This window comes from Roseobacter phycocola, from assembly GCF_042055075.2.
In the GTDB taxonomy this organism is placed as follows: Bacteria; Pseudomonadota; Alphaproteobacteria; order Rhodobacterales; family Rhodobacteraceae; genus Roseobacter.
In genome coordinates this window covers 3,356,259-3,373,401 of record NZ_CP194010.1, presented here as the reverse complement: position 1 = coordinate 3,373,401, position 17,143 = coordinate 3,356,259, and the positions used below count along the sequence as shown (strand labels likewise).

General features: G+C 58.5%; 14 protein-coding genes. 9 read left to right on the top strand and 5 right to left on the bottom strand.

Features of this window, described 5'->3' with window-relative positions; translation table 11 throughout:
• Positions 1-44: 44 nt before the first annotated feature.
• The 6 genes from pip (at position 45) to infB (ending at position 7,372) form a co-directional block, all read left to right on the top strand.
• Positions 45-1,016: a prolyl aminopeptidase gene (gene pip, locus AB4K19_RS16690; protein ID WP_436398364.1), complete on the top strand. Its 972-nt coding sequence runs from the start codon at positions 45-47 to the stop codon at positions 1,014-1,016.
• Positions 1,013-1,903 (top strand): ABC transporter substrate-binding protein, encoded by an 891-nt coding sequence (locus AB4K19_RS16685; protein ID WP_375229399.1) that lies wholly within the window; start codon positions 1,013-1,015, stop codon positions 1,901-1,903. The genes pip and AB4K19_RS16685 overlap by 4 nt, the downstream gene beginning before the upstream one ends.
• A gap of 132 nt (positions 1,904-2,035) precedes the next feature.
• Positions 2,036-2,614, top strand: coding sequence for a ribosome maturation factor RimP (rimP, locus tag AB4K19_RS16680; protein WP_375229398.1), 579 nt, complete (start codon positions 2,036-2,038; stop codon positions 2,612-2,614).
• A gap of 14 nt (positions 2,615-2,628) precedes the next feature.
• Complete coding sequence (nusA, locus tag AB4K19_RS16675) at positions 2,629-4,248, top strand: transcription termination factor NusA (RefSeq protein WP_375229397.1); 1,620 nt, start codon at positions 2,629-2,631, stop codon at positions 4,246-4,248.
• 22 nt (positions 4,249-4,270) lie between these two features.
• Complete coding sequence (locus AB4K19_RS16670) at positions 4,271-4,891, top strand: RNA-binding protein (RefSeq protein WP_375229396.1); 621 nt, start codon at positions 4,271-4,273, stop codon at positions 4,889-4,891.
• 9 nt (positions 4,892-4,900) lie between these two features.
• The gene (gene infB / locus AB4K19_RS16665; RefSeq protein WP_436398361.1) at positions 4,901-7,372 is read left to right on the top strand and encodes a translation initiation factor IF-2; all 2,472 of its coding nucleotides are present in this window, start codon (positions 4,901-4,903) and stop codon (positions 7,370-7,372) included.
• 68 nt (positions 7,373-7,440) lie between these two features.
• Here infB and AB4K19_RS16660 read toward each other — a convergent pair whose 3' ends face one another.
• From AB4K19_RS16660 to AB4K19_RS16645, 4 genes are all read right to left on the bottom strand, one after another.
• Positions 7,441-7,587 carry a hypothetical protein gene (locus AB4K19_RS16660; protein ID WP_375229395.1) on the bottom strand — a complete coding sequence of 49 codons (147 nt, stop codon included), beginning with the start codon at positions 7,585-7,587 and terminating at the stop codon, positions 7,441-7,443.
• Positions 7,588-7,698: 111 nt separating this feature from the next.
• A complete protein-coding gene (locus AB4K19_RS16655; RefSeq protein ID WP_375229394.1) occupies positions 7,699-8,097 on the bottom strand; it encodes a (deoxy)nucleoside triphosphate pyrophosphohydrolase in 399 nt (132 codons plus the stop codon).
• Positions 8,098-8,116: 19 nt separating this feature from the next.
• A complete protein-coding gene (argJ, locus tag AB4K19_RS16650; protein ID WP_375229393.1) occupies positions 8,117-9,343 on the bottom strand; it encodes a bifunctional glutamate N-acetyltransferase/amino-acid acetyltransferase ArgJ in 1,227 nt (408 codons plus the stop codon).
• A gap of 5 nt (positions 9,344-9,348) precedes the next feature.
• Positions 9,349-10,230 carry a peptidylprolyl isomerase gene (locus AB4K19_RS16645; RefSeq protein WP_375229392.1) on the bottom strand — a complete coding sequence of 294 codons (882 nt, stop codon included), beginning with the start codon at positions 10,228-10,230 and terminating at the stop codon, positions 9,349-9,351.
• A 174-nt stretch (positions 10,231-10,404) separates the two neighbouring features.
• Between AB4K19_RS16645 and secA the strand changes: the two genes are divergently transcribed.
• From secA to AB4K19_RS16630, 3 genes are all read left to right on the top strand, one after another.
• On the top strand, positions 10,405-13,146 hold the full coding sequence (secA, locus tag AB4K19_RS16640; RefSeq protein ID WP_436398357.1) for a preprotein translocase subunit SecA: 2,742 nt from the start codon (positions 10,405-10,407) through the stop codon (positions 13,144-13,146).
• A gap of 103 nt (positions 13,147-13,249) precedes the next feature.
• The gene (locus AB4K19_RS16635; RefSeq protein WP_375229390.1) at positions 13,250-14,266 is read left to right on the top strand and encodes a hypothetical protein; all 1,017 of its coding nucleotides are present in this window, start codon (positions 13,250-13,252) and stop codon (positions 14,264-14,266) included.
• A gap of 19 nt (positions 14,267-14,285) precedes the next feature.
• Positions 14,286-15,845: a phosphate ABC transporter substrate-binding/OmpA family protein gene (locus AB4K19_RS16630; protein ID WP_436398355.1), complete on the top strand. Its 1,560-nt coding sequence runs from the start codon at positions 14,286-14,288 to the stop codon at positions 15,843-15,845.
• Positions 15,846-15,906: 61 nt separating this feature from the next.
• Here the strand turns inward: AB4K19_RS16630 and dnaJ are convergent, their stop codons facing one another.
• The gene (gene dnaJ, locus AB4K19_RS16625; RefSeq protein WP_436398353.1) at positions 15,907-17,067 is read right to left on the bottom strand and encodes a molecular chaperone DnaJ; all 1,161 of its coding nucleotides are present in this window, start codon (positions 17,065-17,067) and stop codon (positions 15,907-15,909) included.
• Between the last annotated feature and the right edge of the window lie 76 nt (positions 17,068-17,143).

Genomic DNA, 17,143 nt, shown 5'->3' with positions numbered 1-17,143 from the left:
GTCTCCATGTGATCATTTGCGATTTCGTATTATATAGGCCTGATATGGACAAGTTCCCGGATCAAAAGCGCGCAGTTCAGTATCTTTATTCGCCGATCGACCCGTTTGATCAGCGAATGCTGGATGTTGGTCAGGGGCACCGGGTTTATGTCGAGCAATGCGGCAACCCCGACGGTATCCCGGTTGTGGTGCTGCATGGTGGTCCGGGTGGCGGGTGCAGCCCGGCGATGCGCCGCTATTTCGATCCGGAAATTTACAGGGTTATTCTGTTTGACCAGCGTGGCTGTGGCCGGTCCCGCCCGCACGCCAGCGTCACCCACAACACGACCTGGCATCTTGTTGATGACATCGAACTGATCCGTCGCGAGCTGGATATCGATCAGTGGATTGTTTTTGGCGGCAGCTGGGGGGCGACCCTGGCGCTGATCTATGCGCAGGCGCATCCCGACCGGGTCAGCCACATTGTTCTGCGTGGTGTCTTCCTTATGACCCAACGCGAGCTCGACTGGTTTTACGGCGGCGGTGCCGGCCGGTTCTGGCCCGAAGTCTGGGCGCGGTTCACATCTCTCATTCCAAAAGACGAGCACGGAGACTTCATCGAAGCCTACCGGCGGCGTTTGTTCTCGGGCGATCTGTCAACGGAAACCCGCTATGCCCGTGCGTGGTCTGCCTGGGAGAATGCGCTCGCGTCGATTTATTCCTCCGGCTCTACCGGCGAAAGCCCCGGGGAGTATGCCCGTGCCTTTGCCCGCCTCGAAAACCACTATTTCTCCAATGCAGGCTTTCTTGAATTTGACGGGCAGATCCTGGCACATGTCGGCCGGATTGCGCATATTCCCGGTGTCATCGTCCAGGGCCGGTATGACATGATCTGCCCCCCGGACAGCGCCTGGGCGCTCGCGGAAGCCTGGGACAACTGTGATCTGAAAATGGTCCGGAATGCAGGTCATGCTTTGTCTGAGCCGGGAATCAGTGCAGAACTTGTGCGGACAATGGACAGGATTGGCGGACGGTGACGCGCAGGACCCATATTGACAGACGTGCGCTCTTTGCGACCGGTGCCGCAGCAGCGTTGCTGGCTGCAACCGGTGTGTCTGCCGGGCCGGCACCGGCACAGGGCGGGCGGCTGCGTATGGCCCTGTCCGGGGCCACCCGCGAGGATCGCCTTGGGCAGGCGGGCACGCAGGGCCTCTTTATGCAGGTCGCAACGGCCGGCGTTCTGTTCGATACGCTCACGGAAATCGCAGCGGACGGCACGCTGCGGGGCGAACTGGCAGTGTCGTGGCGCAGCAATACGGACGCGACCCGCTGGGAGTTCGATCTGCGCGACGCGGTCACCTTCCACGACGGGCGACCATTCACGGCCTGTGATGTCAGAGCGTCTTTCGAAGTATTGCGGGATAGCGTGCTGGCAGATGTAGCTTCTGTTGAGGTCACCGGCCCGCTGCGCGTTGCGGTCTCACTGCGGGCAGGTGATCCCCAGTTCCCGATGCGGGTCAGCCACCCGCAGACGATCATTCTGCCCGAGGCGGATGTGGCAAATCCGGAGGTGGGAATTGGTACTGGGCTGTACCGGGTTCACAAATTCCAGCCGGGCCGTCACCTTGTCGCGCACCGCGTGGCAGGCCACTACAAGGATGGTCGCGCCGGCTGGTTTGACAGCGTTGAACTGGTGTCCCTGCCCGCAGATGAGGTGCGCGCAGAGGCACTGCGGGATCATTACGTGGATGCCGTTGACCTGGAGCATCCTGCAGATCTGGGTGATCTTGAGAACATCACGCTGCTGCCGCGCGAGGATTTCATGACCACGGCTGTGGACCAGTGTCTGGCATTGCCTGCAACCGTCGGCAGCCGCTGGCCGCTGGACAATCTGCGCGCTGCCGAACGCTGGTGGATGGCCTGACGCGATCAGGGGTTGCAGACTCGCTGAGCCGCGCGTATATCGTTGCCAACAGCGGCGCTTTCGGGTCCAAACCGAAAGACCACCGAAAGACATAACGGGCCGCGCGCCCGTTTTTTTGTGCCTGAAAGACAGATGACCAACGACCTGATTGCAAAAGCAGCGATTGACCGCCGTATGGCCGAGATCATCACTCCGGTGATCGAGGACATGGGGTTTGAGCTGGTACGCGTGCGTCTGATGTCCGGCAAAACCACCACGCTGCAGATCATGGCGGACAAACCGGATGGCGGCATAGAAGTGGATGACTGCGCCGAGATCAGTCAGGCCGTCGGGGCCGTTCTGGATGTCGAGGACCCCATTCTTGATGAATACACGCTTGAGGTTTCAAGCCCCGGGATCGACCGGCCACTGACGCGTCTCAAGGATTTTGAGATGTTCGAAGGCTATGAGGCCAAGCTCGAAACCGGCGAAATGATTGACGGACGCCGACGGTTCAAAGGCGAACTGGCCGGTGTCGAAGAAGACGAAGTTCTGATCAATGTGGCCGAAGGGACAATTGGTCTGAAGTTCGACTGGTTGTCGGATGCCAAACTGGTTCTGACCGATGACCTGATCAAAGAAATGCTGCGCCAGCGCAAAGCTGCAGGCGAAATAGACGAAACGAAGTTTGACGAGATTTCCGATGAGCTGTCATCGGACGATTCCGCTTAAGGGAGACCTGAGACATGGCCATTACATCTGCCAACCAGCTTGAGCTGCTGCAAACTGCTGAAGCGGTGGCGCGTGAGAAAATGATCGACCCCGGCCTCGTGGTCGAGGCGATGGAAGAATCACTCGCCCGTGCCGCGAAGTCACGCTACGGCGCCGAGATGGACATCCGTGTGTCTATTGACCGCAAAACGGGCAAGGCCACGTTCACGCGCGTCCGCACTGTTGTCGAAGATGAAGAGCTGGAAAACTACCAGGCTGAGTTCACCGTTGAGCAGGCCAAACAGTATATGGACGACCCTTCGGTCGGCGACACCTTTGTCGAAGAGGTCCCACCGGTGGAAATGGGCCGGATTGCTGCTCAGTCCGCCAAGCAGGTGATCCTGCAAAAAGTGCGCGAAGCCGAGCGTGACCGCCAGTACGAAGAATTCAAGGATCGTGCGGGCACCATCATCAACGGCCTGGTCAAGCGCGAGGAATACGGCAACGTCATCGTCGATGTGGGTGCCGGTGAGGCAATCCTGCGCCGCAATGAAAAGATCGGCCGCGAAAGCTATCGCCCCAATGACCGTATCCGTGTCTACATCAAGGATGTGCGCCGCGAACAGCGCGGTCCGCAGATTTTCCTGAGCCGCACAGCGCCGGAATTCATGGCGGAGCTGTTCAAAATGGAAGTGCCGGAGATCTACGACGGCATCATCGAAATCAAGGCTGTCGCCCGTGATCCGGGGTCGCGCGCCAAGATCGCAGTAATTTCCTATGACGGTTCGATTGACCCGGTCGGGGCCTGTGTTGGTATGCGCGGCAGCCGCGTTCAGGCGGTTGTGAATGAACTGCAGGGTGAAAAAATCGATATCATTCCGTGGAACGAGGACCAGCCGACGTTCCTGGTGAATGCGCTGCAACCCGCCGAAGTCTCAAAAGTTGTTCTGGACGAGGAAGCTGGCAAGATCGAAGTCGTCGTGCCCGAGGAGCAGTTGTCGCTGGCGATCGGTCGTCGTGGTCAGAACGTGCGTCTGGCGAGCCAGCTGACTGCGCTCGACATCGACATCATGACCGAAGAGCAGGAAAGCGCGCGCCGTCAGGCAGAGTTCGAACTGCGTACCAAACTCTTTGTCGACAACCTGGATCTGGACGAATTCTTCGCCCAGCTTCTTGTATCGGAAGGATTTTCGAACCTCGAAGAGGTGGCCTACGTCGAACTGGATGAACTGCTGGTGATCGATGGCGTGGACGAAGACACGGCCAACGAACTGCAGGCGCGGGCCCGCGATGTGCTGGAAGCACAGAACAAAGCCGCGCTTGAAAATGCCCGCAGCCTTGGTGTTGAGGACAGCCTGGTTGAATTTGAAGGCCTGACACCCCAGATGATTGAGGCGCTGGCAAAAGACGATGTGAAAACACTCGAAGACTTTGCAACCTGTGCTGACTGGGAACTGGCCGGTGGCTGGACAACAGTAGACGGCGAGCGCGTCAAGGACGATGGCGTACTGGAACCCTTTGATGTGTCTCTGGAAGAGGCGCAGGATCTGATCATGACGGCGCGCATCATGCTGGGCTGGGTTGATCCGGCTGAGCTTGAAGCTGAGGAAGAAGACGCCGAAGGCGAAGAAGAAACGGAGGAATCCGAGGTCTGATCTCAGGCCTCGGGGTCACCTGATGGGTCGCGGTGGCGTTCCCAAAGACCGGTCTGACGGTCCTGACCGCAAGTGCATTGCCACGGGCGAGGTGCAGCCGAAGCACGGGTTGATCCGGTTTGTGGCCGGGCCCGGAAACGAGGTTGTTCCTGATATCCTGGGCAAACTGCCCGGGCGGGGCATATGGGTTGCGGCGGACCGGGATGCGCTGGATCTGGCAGTCAGAAAGCGGCTGTTTTCGCGCGGAGCGAAGGCGCAGGTCACTGTGCCGGAGGGCCTTGTCGCCGAAGTGGAGCGGCAGCTGGCACACCGTGTGGTCGAGCTGATTTCGCTGCAGCGTAAAGCAGGCAAAGCCGTGGCGGGCTATGAGAAAGTCAAAAGCTGGCTGCAGACGGAGGAGGCAGAAGTGCTGATCCAGGCCAGCGATGGGTCTGGGCGCGGCAAGTCCAAACTGAGCACGCCGCACTTCGGAACCTACATCGGCTGGCTCACGGCCGACGAATTGGGTTTGGCATTCGGACGCCAAACTGTGATACATGGGGCGCTCGCCTCTGGTGGACTCACTCAACGTGTTGTAGAGGAAGCCCAAAGACTTAAAGGCGTGCGCAAAAACGAGGGTGGCAACGGCCGCCCGAAAGGATAGACGAGCTTCATGAGCGATACTGACGGCAAAAAAACATTGGGTCTGCGCGGCGGCGCGCGTCCGGGCAACGTAAAGCAGAGCTTTAGCCACGGGCGGACCAAGAACGTCGTGGTGGAGACCAAACGCAAACGGGTCGTGGTGCCCAAGGCGGGTGCTGCGAAATCCGGCAGTGGCGGTGGTGCCTCGGTTGGTGATCCGTCGCGGCGCCCGGCTGGTATCAGCGATGCAGAGATGGAGCGCCGGCTGAAGGCCGTTCAGGCGGCCAAGGCGCGTGAAGCCGAGGAAGCCGCAGCACGTGAAGCTGAGGAAAAGGCGCGCGCTGAAGAACGTGAGCGTCGCCGGGCCGAACAGGAAGCCAAGGAGCGCGAAGAGCGCGAGCGCGAGGAAAGCCTCAAGGCGAAGGCCGAGGAAGACAAGCGCCGGCAGGAAGAAGCCGAGGCTGCCGCCAAAGCTGCGGCTGCACCCGCGCCCGAGCCTGTTGTCCAGCGTCCGACCAGCAACAAAGCACCGGATCCCGCGCCACGGAAACAGGAGCGCGAACGTGACAACAAACGCGGCGGCAAGGGTGGTGACGACAACCGCCGCTCCGGCAAACTGACGCTGAACCAGGCGCTGTCCGGCGGTGAAGGCGGGCGCCAGCGGTCTATGGCTGCTATGAAACGCAAGCAGGAACGCGCGCGCCAGAAGGCGATGGGTGGCCAGGTTGAGCGTGAGAAGGTAATGCGCGATGTGCAGGTGCCTGAGGCGATTGTTGTCTCGGAACTTGCAAACCGTATGTCCGAGAAGGTCGGTGCCGTTGTAAAGGCGCTGATGCAGAACGGCATGATGGTTACGCAGAACCAGACGATTGACCAGGATACCGCGGAACTGATCGTTGAGGAATTCGGCCACAAGGTCGTACGTGTCTCTGACGCTGACGTCGAGGATGTGATCAAAGAGATCGAAGACGATGCCAAAGACCTCAAATCGCGGCCCCCGGTCATCACGATAATGGGGCACGTCGACCACGGTAAAACATCGCTTCTGGATGCGATCCGCAATGCTAAGGTTGTGGCTGGCGAAGCGGGCGGTATCACCCAGCACATCGGCGCCTATCAGGTGAAAACCGATGGTGGTGAACTGCTGAGTTTCCTCGATACACCCGGCCACGCGGCGTTCACGTCCATGCGGTCGCGTGGTGCGCAGGTAACTGATATTGTTGTTCTGGTTGTTGCGGCTGACGACGCGGTCATGCCTCAGACAATTGAGGCGATCAATCACGCCAAAGCGGCCGAAGTGCCGATGATTATCGCGATCAACAAGATCGATAAACCCGAGGCGAACCCGGACAAGGTGCGCACGGATCTGCTGCAGCACGAGGTGATCGTCGAAAAACTGTCCGGCGACGTGCAGGACGTAGAAGTATCGGCTATCTCCGGCCAGGGTCTGGACGAACTGCTGGAAGCGATCGCGCTGCAGGCGGAAATCCTTGAGCTCAAGGCCAACCCGGACCGGGCGGCGCAGGGCGCAGTGATCGAGGCACAGCTTGATGTGGGCCGTGGCCCCGTCGCAACGGTTCTGGTTCAGAACGGGACACTGCGTCAGGGCGATATCTTTGTTGTTGGCGAGCAGTACGGTAAAGTCCGTGCGCTTATCAACGACAAGGGAGACCGCGTGAAAGAAGCCGGGCCATCGGTACCGGTGGAAGTGCTGGGTCTGAACGGTACGCCCGAAGCGGGCGACGTGCTCAACGTGACAGAGACCGAAGCGCAGGCGCGTGAAATTGCGGCCTATCGTGAGAAGGCAGCCAAGGACAAACGTGCGGCTGCCGGTGCGGCAACCACGCTGGAACAGCTGATGGCGAATGCCAAAGCGGACGAGAATGTCTCTGAACTGCCGATCCTGGTGAAAGCTGACGTGCAGGGTTCTGCGGAGGCGATCGTTCAGGCGATGGAGAAGATCGGCAATGACGAGGTGCGCGTACGCGTGCTGCACTCGGGTGTTGGTGCCATTACCGAAACGGACGTGGGCCTTGCAGAAGCGTCAAACGCGCCGATCATGGGCTTTAATGTCCGCGCGAATGCCTCTGCACGGAACACTGCGAACCAGAAGAGTGTGGAAATCCGGTATTATTCGGTGATCTACGATCTGGTGGATGACGTGAAAGCAGCCGCATCCGGTCTGCTGAGCGCCGAAATCCGCGAGAACTTCATCGGATACGCAACGATCAAAGAGGTCTTCAAAGTCACCGGTGTCGGCAAGGTTGCCGGTTGTCTGGTCACGGAAGGCGTCGCACGCCGGTCTGCCGGTGTGCGCCTGCTGCGGGACAACGTTGTGATCCACGAAGGCACGCTGAAGACACTCAAACGGTTCAAGGATGAAGTGGCCGAAGTGCAGTCCGGACAGGAATGCGGTATGGCCTTTGAAAACTATGATGACATCCGTGCCGACGATGTGATCGAAATCTTCGAACGTGAAGAGATCACACGGACACTGACCTGATTTCAGGAATATACAAAATGAAAGGGACGGTGAATTTCACCGTCCCTTTGTTTTTGGCTTAACAAGTCTCAGTGCAGTTTGTCTGCGCCTTGAACAACGGGCTTGCCGGTGTACGTGTCGTCATCGACTTTCACGACAATGCGGCCGTCAGGTAAGTCTCTGACAAAAATGCCCTGTACAGATACCGCACTCCCGATTGTGATGGTGCGAAGCATATTTTTCTCCCCAGAAAAACTGCCTCTATAAGTAGAAGAATTTGATTAAGAATCCATGAACAAAATTTCAATTATTATAAATTTGTTCATAAATGAGAAATAATCCGCCGATCAGAGCCAGTCACGCAGAATGGGGATCAGCGGAATGTCCGCCTCGGGCATCGGATAGTTTCGGAGATCGCTGGCACGCACCCATTTCAAAGCCTGGTTTTCGCGGGAAACAGGTGTTCCTTCCCATTTCCGGCAGGCGAACAGAGGCATCAGCAGGTGAAAATCATCGTAGCTGTGGCTGGCAAAAGTCAGCGGTGCGAGGCAGGATTGCCAGGTGTTGATGCCCAGCTCTTCCTCCAGTTCGCGTATCAGGGCTGCTTCCGGCGTTTCACCAAGTTCCACTTTACCGCCCGGAAATTCCCACAGTCCGGCCATGGACTTCCCTTCTGGACGCTGCGCCAGCAGCACCCGCCCGTCGACGTCGATCAGTGCCACGGCTGACACAAGAACTGTTTTCATTGCAGCCTCCGTCCGTGGTTCAGGAGCGGTAATCCGCGTTGATGTCGATGTACCCATGGGTCAGATCACAGGTCCAGACCGTGGCCGTGCCGCTGCCCAGACCGATATCAACGGTTATTGAAACATCCTGGTTTTTCATGTGCGCTGCCGCTTTTGCCTCGTCGTAGTCCGGACTGACCCAACCGTTTTCCGCGACTATGACATCGCCGAACCGGATCGACAGAAGGTCGCGGTCCGCAGCCGCACCGGATTTGCCAACCGCCATGACGACCCGTCCCCAGTTCGGGTCCTCGCCAGCGATTGCGGTTTTCACGAGCGGGGAGTTTGCGATGGACAGCGCATGCACGCGGGCGTCCTTGTCGTTTTCGGCACCTGAAACCGTGATTTCCACAAATTTCGTGGCCCCTTCGCCGTCGCGTACCACCTGATGTGCGAGATCCAGCATGACTTTGTGCAGAGCGTCTGCAAAATCGGTGTTACCAGTGACATCGACACCTGATGTTCCGGTCGCTGCGACCAGCAGTGTATCGGATGTCGACGTATCGCTGTCCACGGTAATGCTGTTGAAGGTAACCTCGTTCCGTCGCGAGAGCAGAGACTGAAGTTCACTCTGAGAAATCGACGCGTCTGTGAAGATATAAACGAGCATGGTCGCCATATCCGGCGCGATCATGCCTGATCCCTTCGCGATCCCCGCGATCTGCACAGGTCTTCCATCAATGTCTACGGTCGCGCCAGCACCTTTAGGAAACGTATCCGTCGTCATGATCGCCTTCGCAGCGCTGCTGATGGCGTCCGGTGACAGGCTGCCTGCAAGTGTATTGAGGCAGGTGGTGATCCTTTCGTGCGGCAGGGGTTCCCCGATGACGCCCGTCGACGACGTAAAAACCCGCGTTTCCGGAACACCGCAGGCCTGCGCGGCAGCCTGCGTGATGGCAGCGACGGCGTCGGTTCCGTTCCGGCCGGTGAATGCGTTCGAGTTACCCGCGTTCACCAGAATAGCCGCCCCTTCTTCGGAGGCACCTCCAAGCTTTGCCTGGCAGTCCAGTACCGGCGCGGACCGCGTGGCCGACCTGGTGAACACACCGGCGATAACGGTGCCCGGATCAAGCTGCGCCAGCATCACGTCGTCGCGGCCGGTATATTTCACACCGGCTGCAACCGATGAAAACCGGACGCCGTTTATAACGGTCAGGTCAGGAAATGCCGCTGGTGCCAGCGGAGAAACAGGCAGTGATGCAGCCACTGATCTTACTCCTCAAGAAGATCCTGACGCCGCAGGAATGACCTGTCCATACCGGCCCCAGGGCCGCTCTGGACTTCTGCTGCATCCGTTACACGCTCCAGAAAAGCCGATGCCAGCTCCTGTGTCAGATCCTGTTCGATGTTGGCGCGGACATCCTCGAGGGTCGGAATGTCTTTGGCGCGCACTTCATTGAGCTGGATCACGTGCCAGCCGAACTGCGTCTGTACCGGACCGGACACTTCGCCGACTTCAAGTGCAATCGCCGCCGCCTCAAAAGAAGGCACCATCATACCGGCACCGAACCAGCCAAGCGCACCACCGTTTGGCCCAGACGGCCCGGTGGAAAACTCCCGTGCGGTTTCTGCGAAGTCTCCGCCATTGTTGATGACGTCGATCACATTGAGGGCTTCCTCTTCACTTTCAACAAGAATGTGGGATGCGTTGTACTCCGGTTCCGCTTCGATGCTGCCGTATTGTTCGTCGTAGCGTTTGGCAATGTCCTCTTCGGTCAGAAGTTCGGAAACCTTGTCCTGAATCACCTGGCGTGCCACGAGGGCGCGTTTTTCATTTTCGAGCTGCAGCGCAAGCGGCAGGGGCAGTTCCTCGCGGAAGGTCTGGGCCAGGGCTTCCTGCTGAACAAGCTGCTGAAGAATACCTTCGAACAGAACACTGTCTTCCATACGCTGATACTCAGGCGGCAGCAGGGCCGCTGCAGCAATCAGGTGCCCCAGCGTGATGTCGGTCTCGCCCACAGTCACCAAAACGGTCGATGCATCCGGATCGGGCTGCTCTTTGGGCGTTGCGGTCGAATTCTCCTGCGCGGCGACCGGCAGTGCCAGCAGAGCCGCAAATACAACAGACGAAAGAGTTCCGCGATGTATAAACATGTTTTGATCCTATAAGAGGGTCACGGCGGGGCGCGACATTGACACGGTTTGGCGTGACCCTTACATCGCCCTATGGGCGCCACAAGAGGCTGGCGTTCACATTATTTCTATGGGCTGCGCCGCGGACGAGCAAGCAGATCAGCGCCTGACACTAACACTTCGGCTGGAGAACGCATGCTGGGTATCGGAACAATCGCGAAAAAAGTCTTTGGCACGCCAAACGACCGCAAAATCAAGGCAACCCGGCCCCTGATCGCCCAGATCAATGCACTGGAACCGGAATTCGAAAATCTTCCGGACGAAGGTCTCATCCAGAAGACAGAAGAGCTGCGCAAGCGGGCCAAAGATGGTGAAAACCTCGACGCCCTGCTGCCCGAAGCCTTCGCCAACTGCCGTGAGGCCGCGCGCCGTGCGCTGGGCCTGCGTGCATTCGATACACAGCTGATGGGGGCCGTGTTCCTGCATCAGGGCAACATCGCGGAACAGAAAACGGGTGAGGGCAAGACGCTCACCGCAACTTTCGCTGCATACCTTAACGCGCTGACCGGCGATGGCGTGCATATCGTTACTGTGAACGAATACCTCGCGCGCCGCGATGCGGCCTGGATGGGCAAGGTGTTTGCTGCTCTTGGGATGACAACGGGTGTTGCTTATTCCGAGATGGACCAGGACAGCAAACGTATCGCTTACGAAAGCGATATCACCTACGCCACGAACAACGAGCTAGGCTTTGATTACCTGCGGGACAACATGCGTTCCGAGCTCAGCCAGATATTCCAGAAGAAACACAATTTTGCGATCGTGGATGAGGTGGACAGCATTCTCATCGACGAAGCGCGGACACCGCTGATCATTTCCGGTCCGTCACAGGACCGTTCGGAAATGTACCGCACGATCGACAAGCTGATCCCTTCGCTGCAGGACGACCACTTTGAGCTCGACGAAAAAACCCGCAACGTGACTTTCACCGACGAGGGTAACGAGTTCCTTGAGGATCTGCTGCGCAGCAATGAACTGCTCGAAGCCGAACAGTCGCTCTATGATCCGGAAAGCACGACGATCGTGCACCATATCAACCAGGGCCTGCGTGCGCATAAACTGTTCCAGCGCGACAAAGATTATATCGTGCGGGACGGCGAGATTGTCCTGATTGATGAGTTTACCGGCCGTATGATGGCCGGGCGTCGCCTGTCAGATGGTCTGCACCAGGCCATCGAGGCAAAGGAAGATGTTTCCATCAAGCCTGAGAACGTGACGCTCGCATCGGTGACGTTCCAGAACTACTTCCGCCTCTACAACAAACTGGCCGGCATGACCGGTACGGCGCTGACAGAAGCCGAAGAGTTCATGGAAATCTATGGCCTCGGCGTGGTCGAAGTGCCGACCAACAAACCCATCGCGCGTGTGGACGAGGATGATCAGGTTTACCGCACGGTGCGTGAAAAATACGACGCAATGATCGAGCAGATCAAAGAAAGCCACGAGCGCGGACAACCCGTACTCGTCGGGACCACGTCGATCGAAAAATCCGAGATGCTGAGCACGATGCTCACCTCTTCTGGGATCAAACACAACGTTCTGAACGCCCGGCAGCACGAGCAGGAAGCGCAGATCGTGGCCGATGCCGGTAAACTCGGGGCAGTGACCATCGCCACCAATATGGCGGGCCGCGGGACGGATATTCAGCTTGGCGGCAATGTCGATCTGCAGGTGATGGAAGCGGTAACGGCAGACCCCGAAGCTGATCCGGAAGCCCTGCGCGCAGATATTGAAGCTGCGCACGCAGATGAAAAGAAGAAAGTTCTGGAAGCCGGCGGCCTTTATGTCCTGGCATCGGAACGCCACGAGAGCCGCCGGATCGACAACCAGCTGCGCGGCCGCTCCGGCCGTCAGGGTGACCCGGGCCGTTCGTCATTCTACCTCAGCCTCGAAGATGACCTGATGCGGATCTTTGGGTCCGAACGTCTGGAGAAGGTTCTCACGACTCTCGGTCTCAAGGAAGGCGAGGCCATCGTTCACCCCTGGGTGAACAAGTCGCTTGAGCGCGCTCAGGCGAAGGTCGAGGGGCGGAACTTCGACATCCGGAAGCAGCTGCTCAAATTTGACGACGTGATGAACGAACAGCGTAAGGTCGTCTTTGGCCAGCGTCGCGAGATCATGGAAGCAGCAGACCTGTCCGAGATTACTACGGATATGCGCCATCAGGTCATTGATGATCTGATCGACACGTACCTGCCGCCTAATACCTACGCGGACCAGTGGGATTCCGAAGGATTGTTGCTGGCGACCCGCGAGCAGCTTGGAATTGATGCGCCTGTCACGGACTGGGCCGATGAAGAGGGTGCAGACGACGAAGTGATCCGTGATCGTCTGGTCGAAGCATCCGACGCGTATATGTCCGGCAAGAACGAGCAGTTCGGGTCCGAGAACATGCGCAACATTGAAAAGCAGATTCTGCTGCAGGCGATTGATGCCAAGTGGCGCGAGCATCTGCTGACCCTCGAACACCTGCGTTCGGTTGTTGGTTTCCGCGGATATGCCCAGCGTGATCCGCTGAACGAATACAAGAATGAGTCCTTCCAGCTGTTTGAGGGAATGCTCGACAGTCTGCGTGAGGATGTGACCCAGAAGCTAGCGCAGATTCAGCCGCTGAGTGAAGAGGAGCGAGACCAGTTGCTCGCGCAGATCCGGGCGCAACAGGCAGCAGCGGGTTCCGCAGCGGCCGGTGCGGCGGTTGCAGCCACAGCAGCAGAGGCGGCATCGTCTGAAAATGTTGTTTCTGAAGGGAATCCGGAGAATGCGGCAGAAGGATTCGTCGAAGATGACCCTTCAACATGGGGCAATCCGGGCAGAAATGAGGCATGCCCCTGCGGTTCTGGTAAGAAATTTAAGCACTGTCATGGGCGTCTGGTCTGATCAGTCTGCCTTTTTGTTGCCTGAATGACACCCAATACACGTCATAAGTGAGCCCCGTTTACGATCTATTAACCATTCTTAACAGGTGGAAGAGGATCGTAATATGTCCCAAAAAACGGAAATCATGACAGCGGCCGGCACGCTTGCCTGCGCGTTGGGCATTGGTTTCGTGATGCAGAGCGGGGACGCCGCTCAGCAGCGTTATGGAGACCACGTAGAAATCGCCAAGAGCAGTATGATAACTGTCGGGCTTGCCGCACCGGAAACGAAAACGCCCATTGCAGAACCAGTCGCTGACGGTCCTGTTCTTGATGTAAACGACATCACGCTGACATCGGCGGAACTGCCCGAAGTCACAGATGTTACGACTGCGGTTGAGCCGGTTCTGTTTGAAGAACCTGCGGCTGCAGTGTCCAGACCTCAGTACACGATCCGTTCCGGATGCCCCGTTTCCGCCGCGGCTGAAACACTGCCCGGGGCTATGGTTCGTCTGGATCTGAAAGCCTCCTGTTTTGCCGGCCAGATCGTGACCATCACACATCAGAGCATCGTGTTCGACGAGATGCTTGGAGATGATGGTACGCTGAGCCTTGAGGTTCCGGCGCTGGAAGCGGATGCGGAGTTCTCTGTGTCCTTTGAAAACGGCCGTTCAACAACGGCCAGTGCTGCGGTTCCGACGATTGCTCTTTACGACCGTGTGCTGGTCCAGGGTGTCGGCGAAACAGGCATCCAGATACACGCGCGTGAGTTCGGAGCTGCCTATGGCGACGCCGGACATGTGTGGAGTGGCGCGCCCCGTGACGCTTCGATGATCAGCAATGGTGATGGTGGTTTCATGACTGTGCTCGGGAAACCGGGCGACAAAGACCACCTGGTCAGCGAAGTTTACACTTATCCTGTCGCGATATCGCGCGCGGTCGGTGCAGTTGATCTGAGCATTGAAACCGAAGTAACCGCGAAAAACTGCGGGAAAACCGTATCTGCCACGGCTGTCACTGTTTTCCGCGGTGGTCTTCCGGAGGTCAGCGACCTGAGCATTGACGTCCCGTCCTGTGAAGCAGTCGGTGACTATCTGGTGTTGAAAAACCCGCTGGGAGACCTGAAACTCGCCAGCAACTGACCGTTGCGAGGCCCGTTTCATGACACTCCTGCGTGCAGCGTCCGGCGCTGCACTTTTCTTTTTCGCGCTCTGCCGGCCGCTTGATGCGGAGGATGTGACGCTGACCTCGCGGGATGGCGAGGTTGAATTATCCGGCACGCTGTTGGGTTTTGATGGCGAGTTTTACCGCATCGACACGATCTACGGGGAACTGACAGTCGATGGTTCCGGTGTTACGTGTGACGGTCCGGCCTGCCCCAGTCTGCAGGATTTTGTAGCAGAGATCCGCATTTCCGGCGCCGCTTCCATGGGGTCGGTCATGCTGCCTGCCCTGATCGAGACCTTCGCGCAGCGCAACGGATACAGTGTGACACGCGAAACCCGCGATGCGTCACACCGGGTCTATGAGCTGAAAGATACGAACACGGATCGCACGGTCGCACGTTTCTTCTTTCGCCTTACCAATACAGACGAGGGGTTCGCCGACCTGCTGGCGAACGAGGCAGACATCGTCATGGCGTCGCGCGAAGTCCGGCCAGACGAAGTGCAACGCGCGTCGGAGGCAGGCATGGGCGACGTGTCCGACGCCCGGCGCGCCCGCGTGCTGGCACTTGATGCGATTGTCCCGATTGTGGCTTCCGACAACCCTGTCAGGTCCGTTTCGCCGGGTGATCTTGCGCGGGTTTTTGCGGGTGACATCCGTAACTGGTCCGCCTTGGGCGGCCCTGACGCGCCCATCAGCCTATATGGGCCGGATGCAGCCTCTGGTCTGTCTCAGGCATTTCAGCACCTCGTGATGGATCGTTCTGATCTTGATCAGACATCTGAAATTAAAAGATATTCTCTTGGAGAAGATTTGGTTCAGGCCGTGGCAGCAGACTCTTTTGCGCTGGGCATAGCCAGTTTTGCAGAAACCGGCCGTGCCCGTGTACTGGCGTTGGAAGGCGGGTGTGGCCGAAATCTGGTGGCCGGCCGCCAGACGATCAAAACCGAAGATTACCCTTTCACAGCACCCATGTTTCTTTATCGGCCTGCACGGCGGCTGCCGCGAACAGGACGGGAATTCATGGCGTTCGCCACGTCTTCTGCGGCGCAGCTGGTCATCCGGCGATCAGGATTTGTCGACCAGTCGCCCGAGCTCGCAACGCTTGATGTTCAGGGGAACCGGCTCGCCAATGCGATTGGCGCCGCAGGCCCGGAAATATCACTGCAGGATCTGCAGCGTATGGTGTCTGTTCTTGGCCCGCGGAAACGGCTGACGACGTCCTTCCGGTTTGAGGCAGGATCGGCCAGACTGGACGCACAATCGCGGTCAAATATTGTGCAGCTTGCAGAGGCCCTGGAGCGGGGAACCTACGATTCCGGTGAGCTCCTGTTTGTGGGGTTCAGTGACGGCAATGGTCCCGCCCTGGCGAACCAGTCGATTTCCCTGCGACGCGCCGAAGCCGTGCGGCGTGCGGTGCTGGATGCGGCGGAGACATTTGACAGGGATCGCACGATTCTGGAGGTCGACGCATTTGGTGAGGCCATGCCCGTTGCCTGCGATTCCAGCGACTGGGGCCGACTGATCAACCGGCGCGTTGAGGTTTGGGTCAGGTAGGCCACGAAAAAACCGGCGGAAATAGCGCTCCGCCGGTTCTGTTGAATTGTCAGGCTGCCGTTCAGCCCTTCATCGAGTCCCAGAAGCTTTTGACCGATGAAAAGAAGCTGGAGGATTCCGGGTTGTTGTCCTCAGACAGATCATCGAACTCCTGCAGGATCTCTTTCTGGCGGGCTGTGAGATTAACAGGTGTCTCAACCGCCAGTTCGATAAACATATCCCCTGACCCGGCACCCCGCAGCGCTGGCATGCCCTTAGATCTCAGCCGCATCTGGCGTCCGGACTGGCTGCCCGCAGGGATTTGTACGCGCCCGCGTCCACCGTCAATTGTCGGGACCTCAATGGACCCACCCAGTGCTGCCTTTGCCATCGAAACAGGAACGCGGCAGTAGAGGTTCGTTCCCTCTCTCTGGAACAGCTCATGATCCGCAACATCGATAAAGATGTAGAGGTCACCAGCCGGTCCGCCGCGCATACCGGCCTCGCCCTCGCCACCAAGACGGATACGCGTACCGGTTTCCACGCCTGCCGGGATGTTCACATTGAGCGCGCGCTCTTTTTCGACGCGGCCTGCGCCCTGGCAGGATTTGCAGGGGTTTTTGATGATCTGTCCGAGACCCGAACAGGTCGGGCATGTCCGTTCGACGGTAAAGAACCCCTGCTGCGCGCGGACCTTGCCCATGCCTGAACAGGTCGGGCAGGTTGCAGGCTCAGACCCACCTTCGGACCCTGACCCGTTACAGCTGGAGCAGCTGACCGAGCTCGGCACGTTGATCGTTTTCTGAATGCCGGAAAATGCATCCTCCAGATCAATACGCATGTTGTAGCGCAGGTCCGACCCGCGGGATGCACGCCGTCCGCCGCCACCGCCACCGCGCTGGCCGCCCATGAAATCGCCGAAGAGATCGTCAAAGACGTCCGAGAACGCCGACGAGAAATCGCCCTGACCGCCGCCGAAGCCACCGCCCGGACGTCCGCCACCGCCGCCCATGCCGCCCTCAAATGCCGCGTGACCGAAACGGTCATAAGCAGCTTTTTTTTCTGCGTCTTTCAGAACTTCGTAGGCTTCGTTCGCTTCTTTGAACTGTGCTTCTGCCTCAGGATTATCGGCGTTTCTGTCCGGGTGCAGCTCTTTGGCCTTGCGGCGATATCCCTTTTTGATCTCGTCAGCCGAGGCTCCTTTGGCGACGCCAAGCACTTCGTAATAGTCACGTTTTGCCATGGAATTGTCCCCTCTCCGGAACGTGAGAGGCCGACCCGGTGGGTCGGCCTATGCTGAAGTTCCGGACCACGCGCTG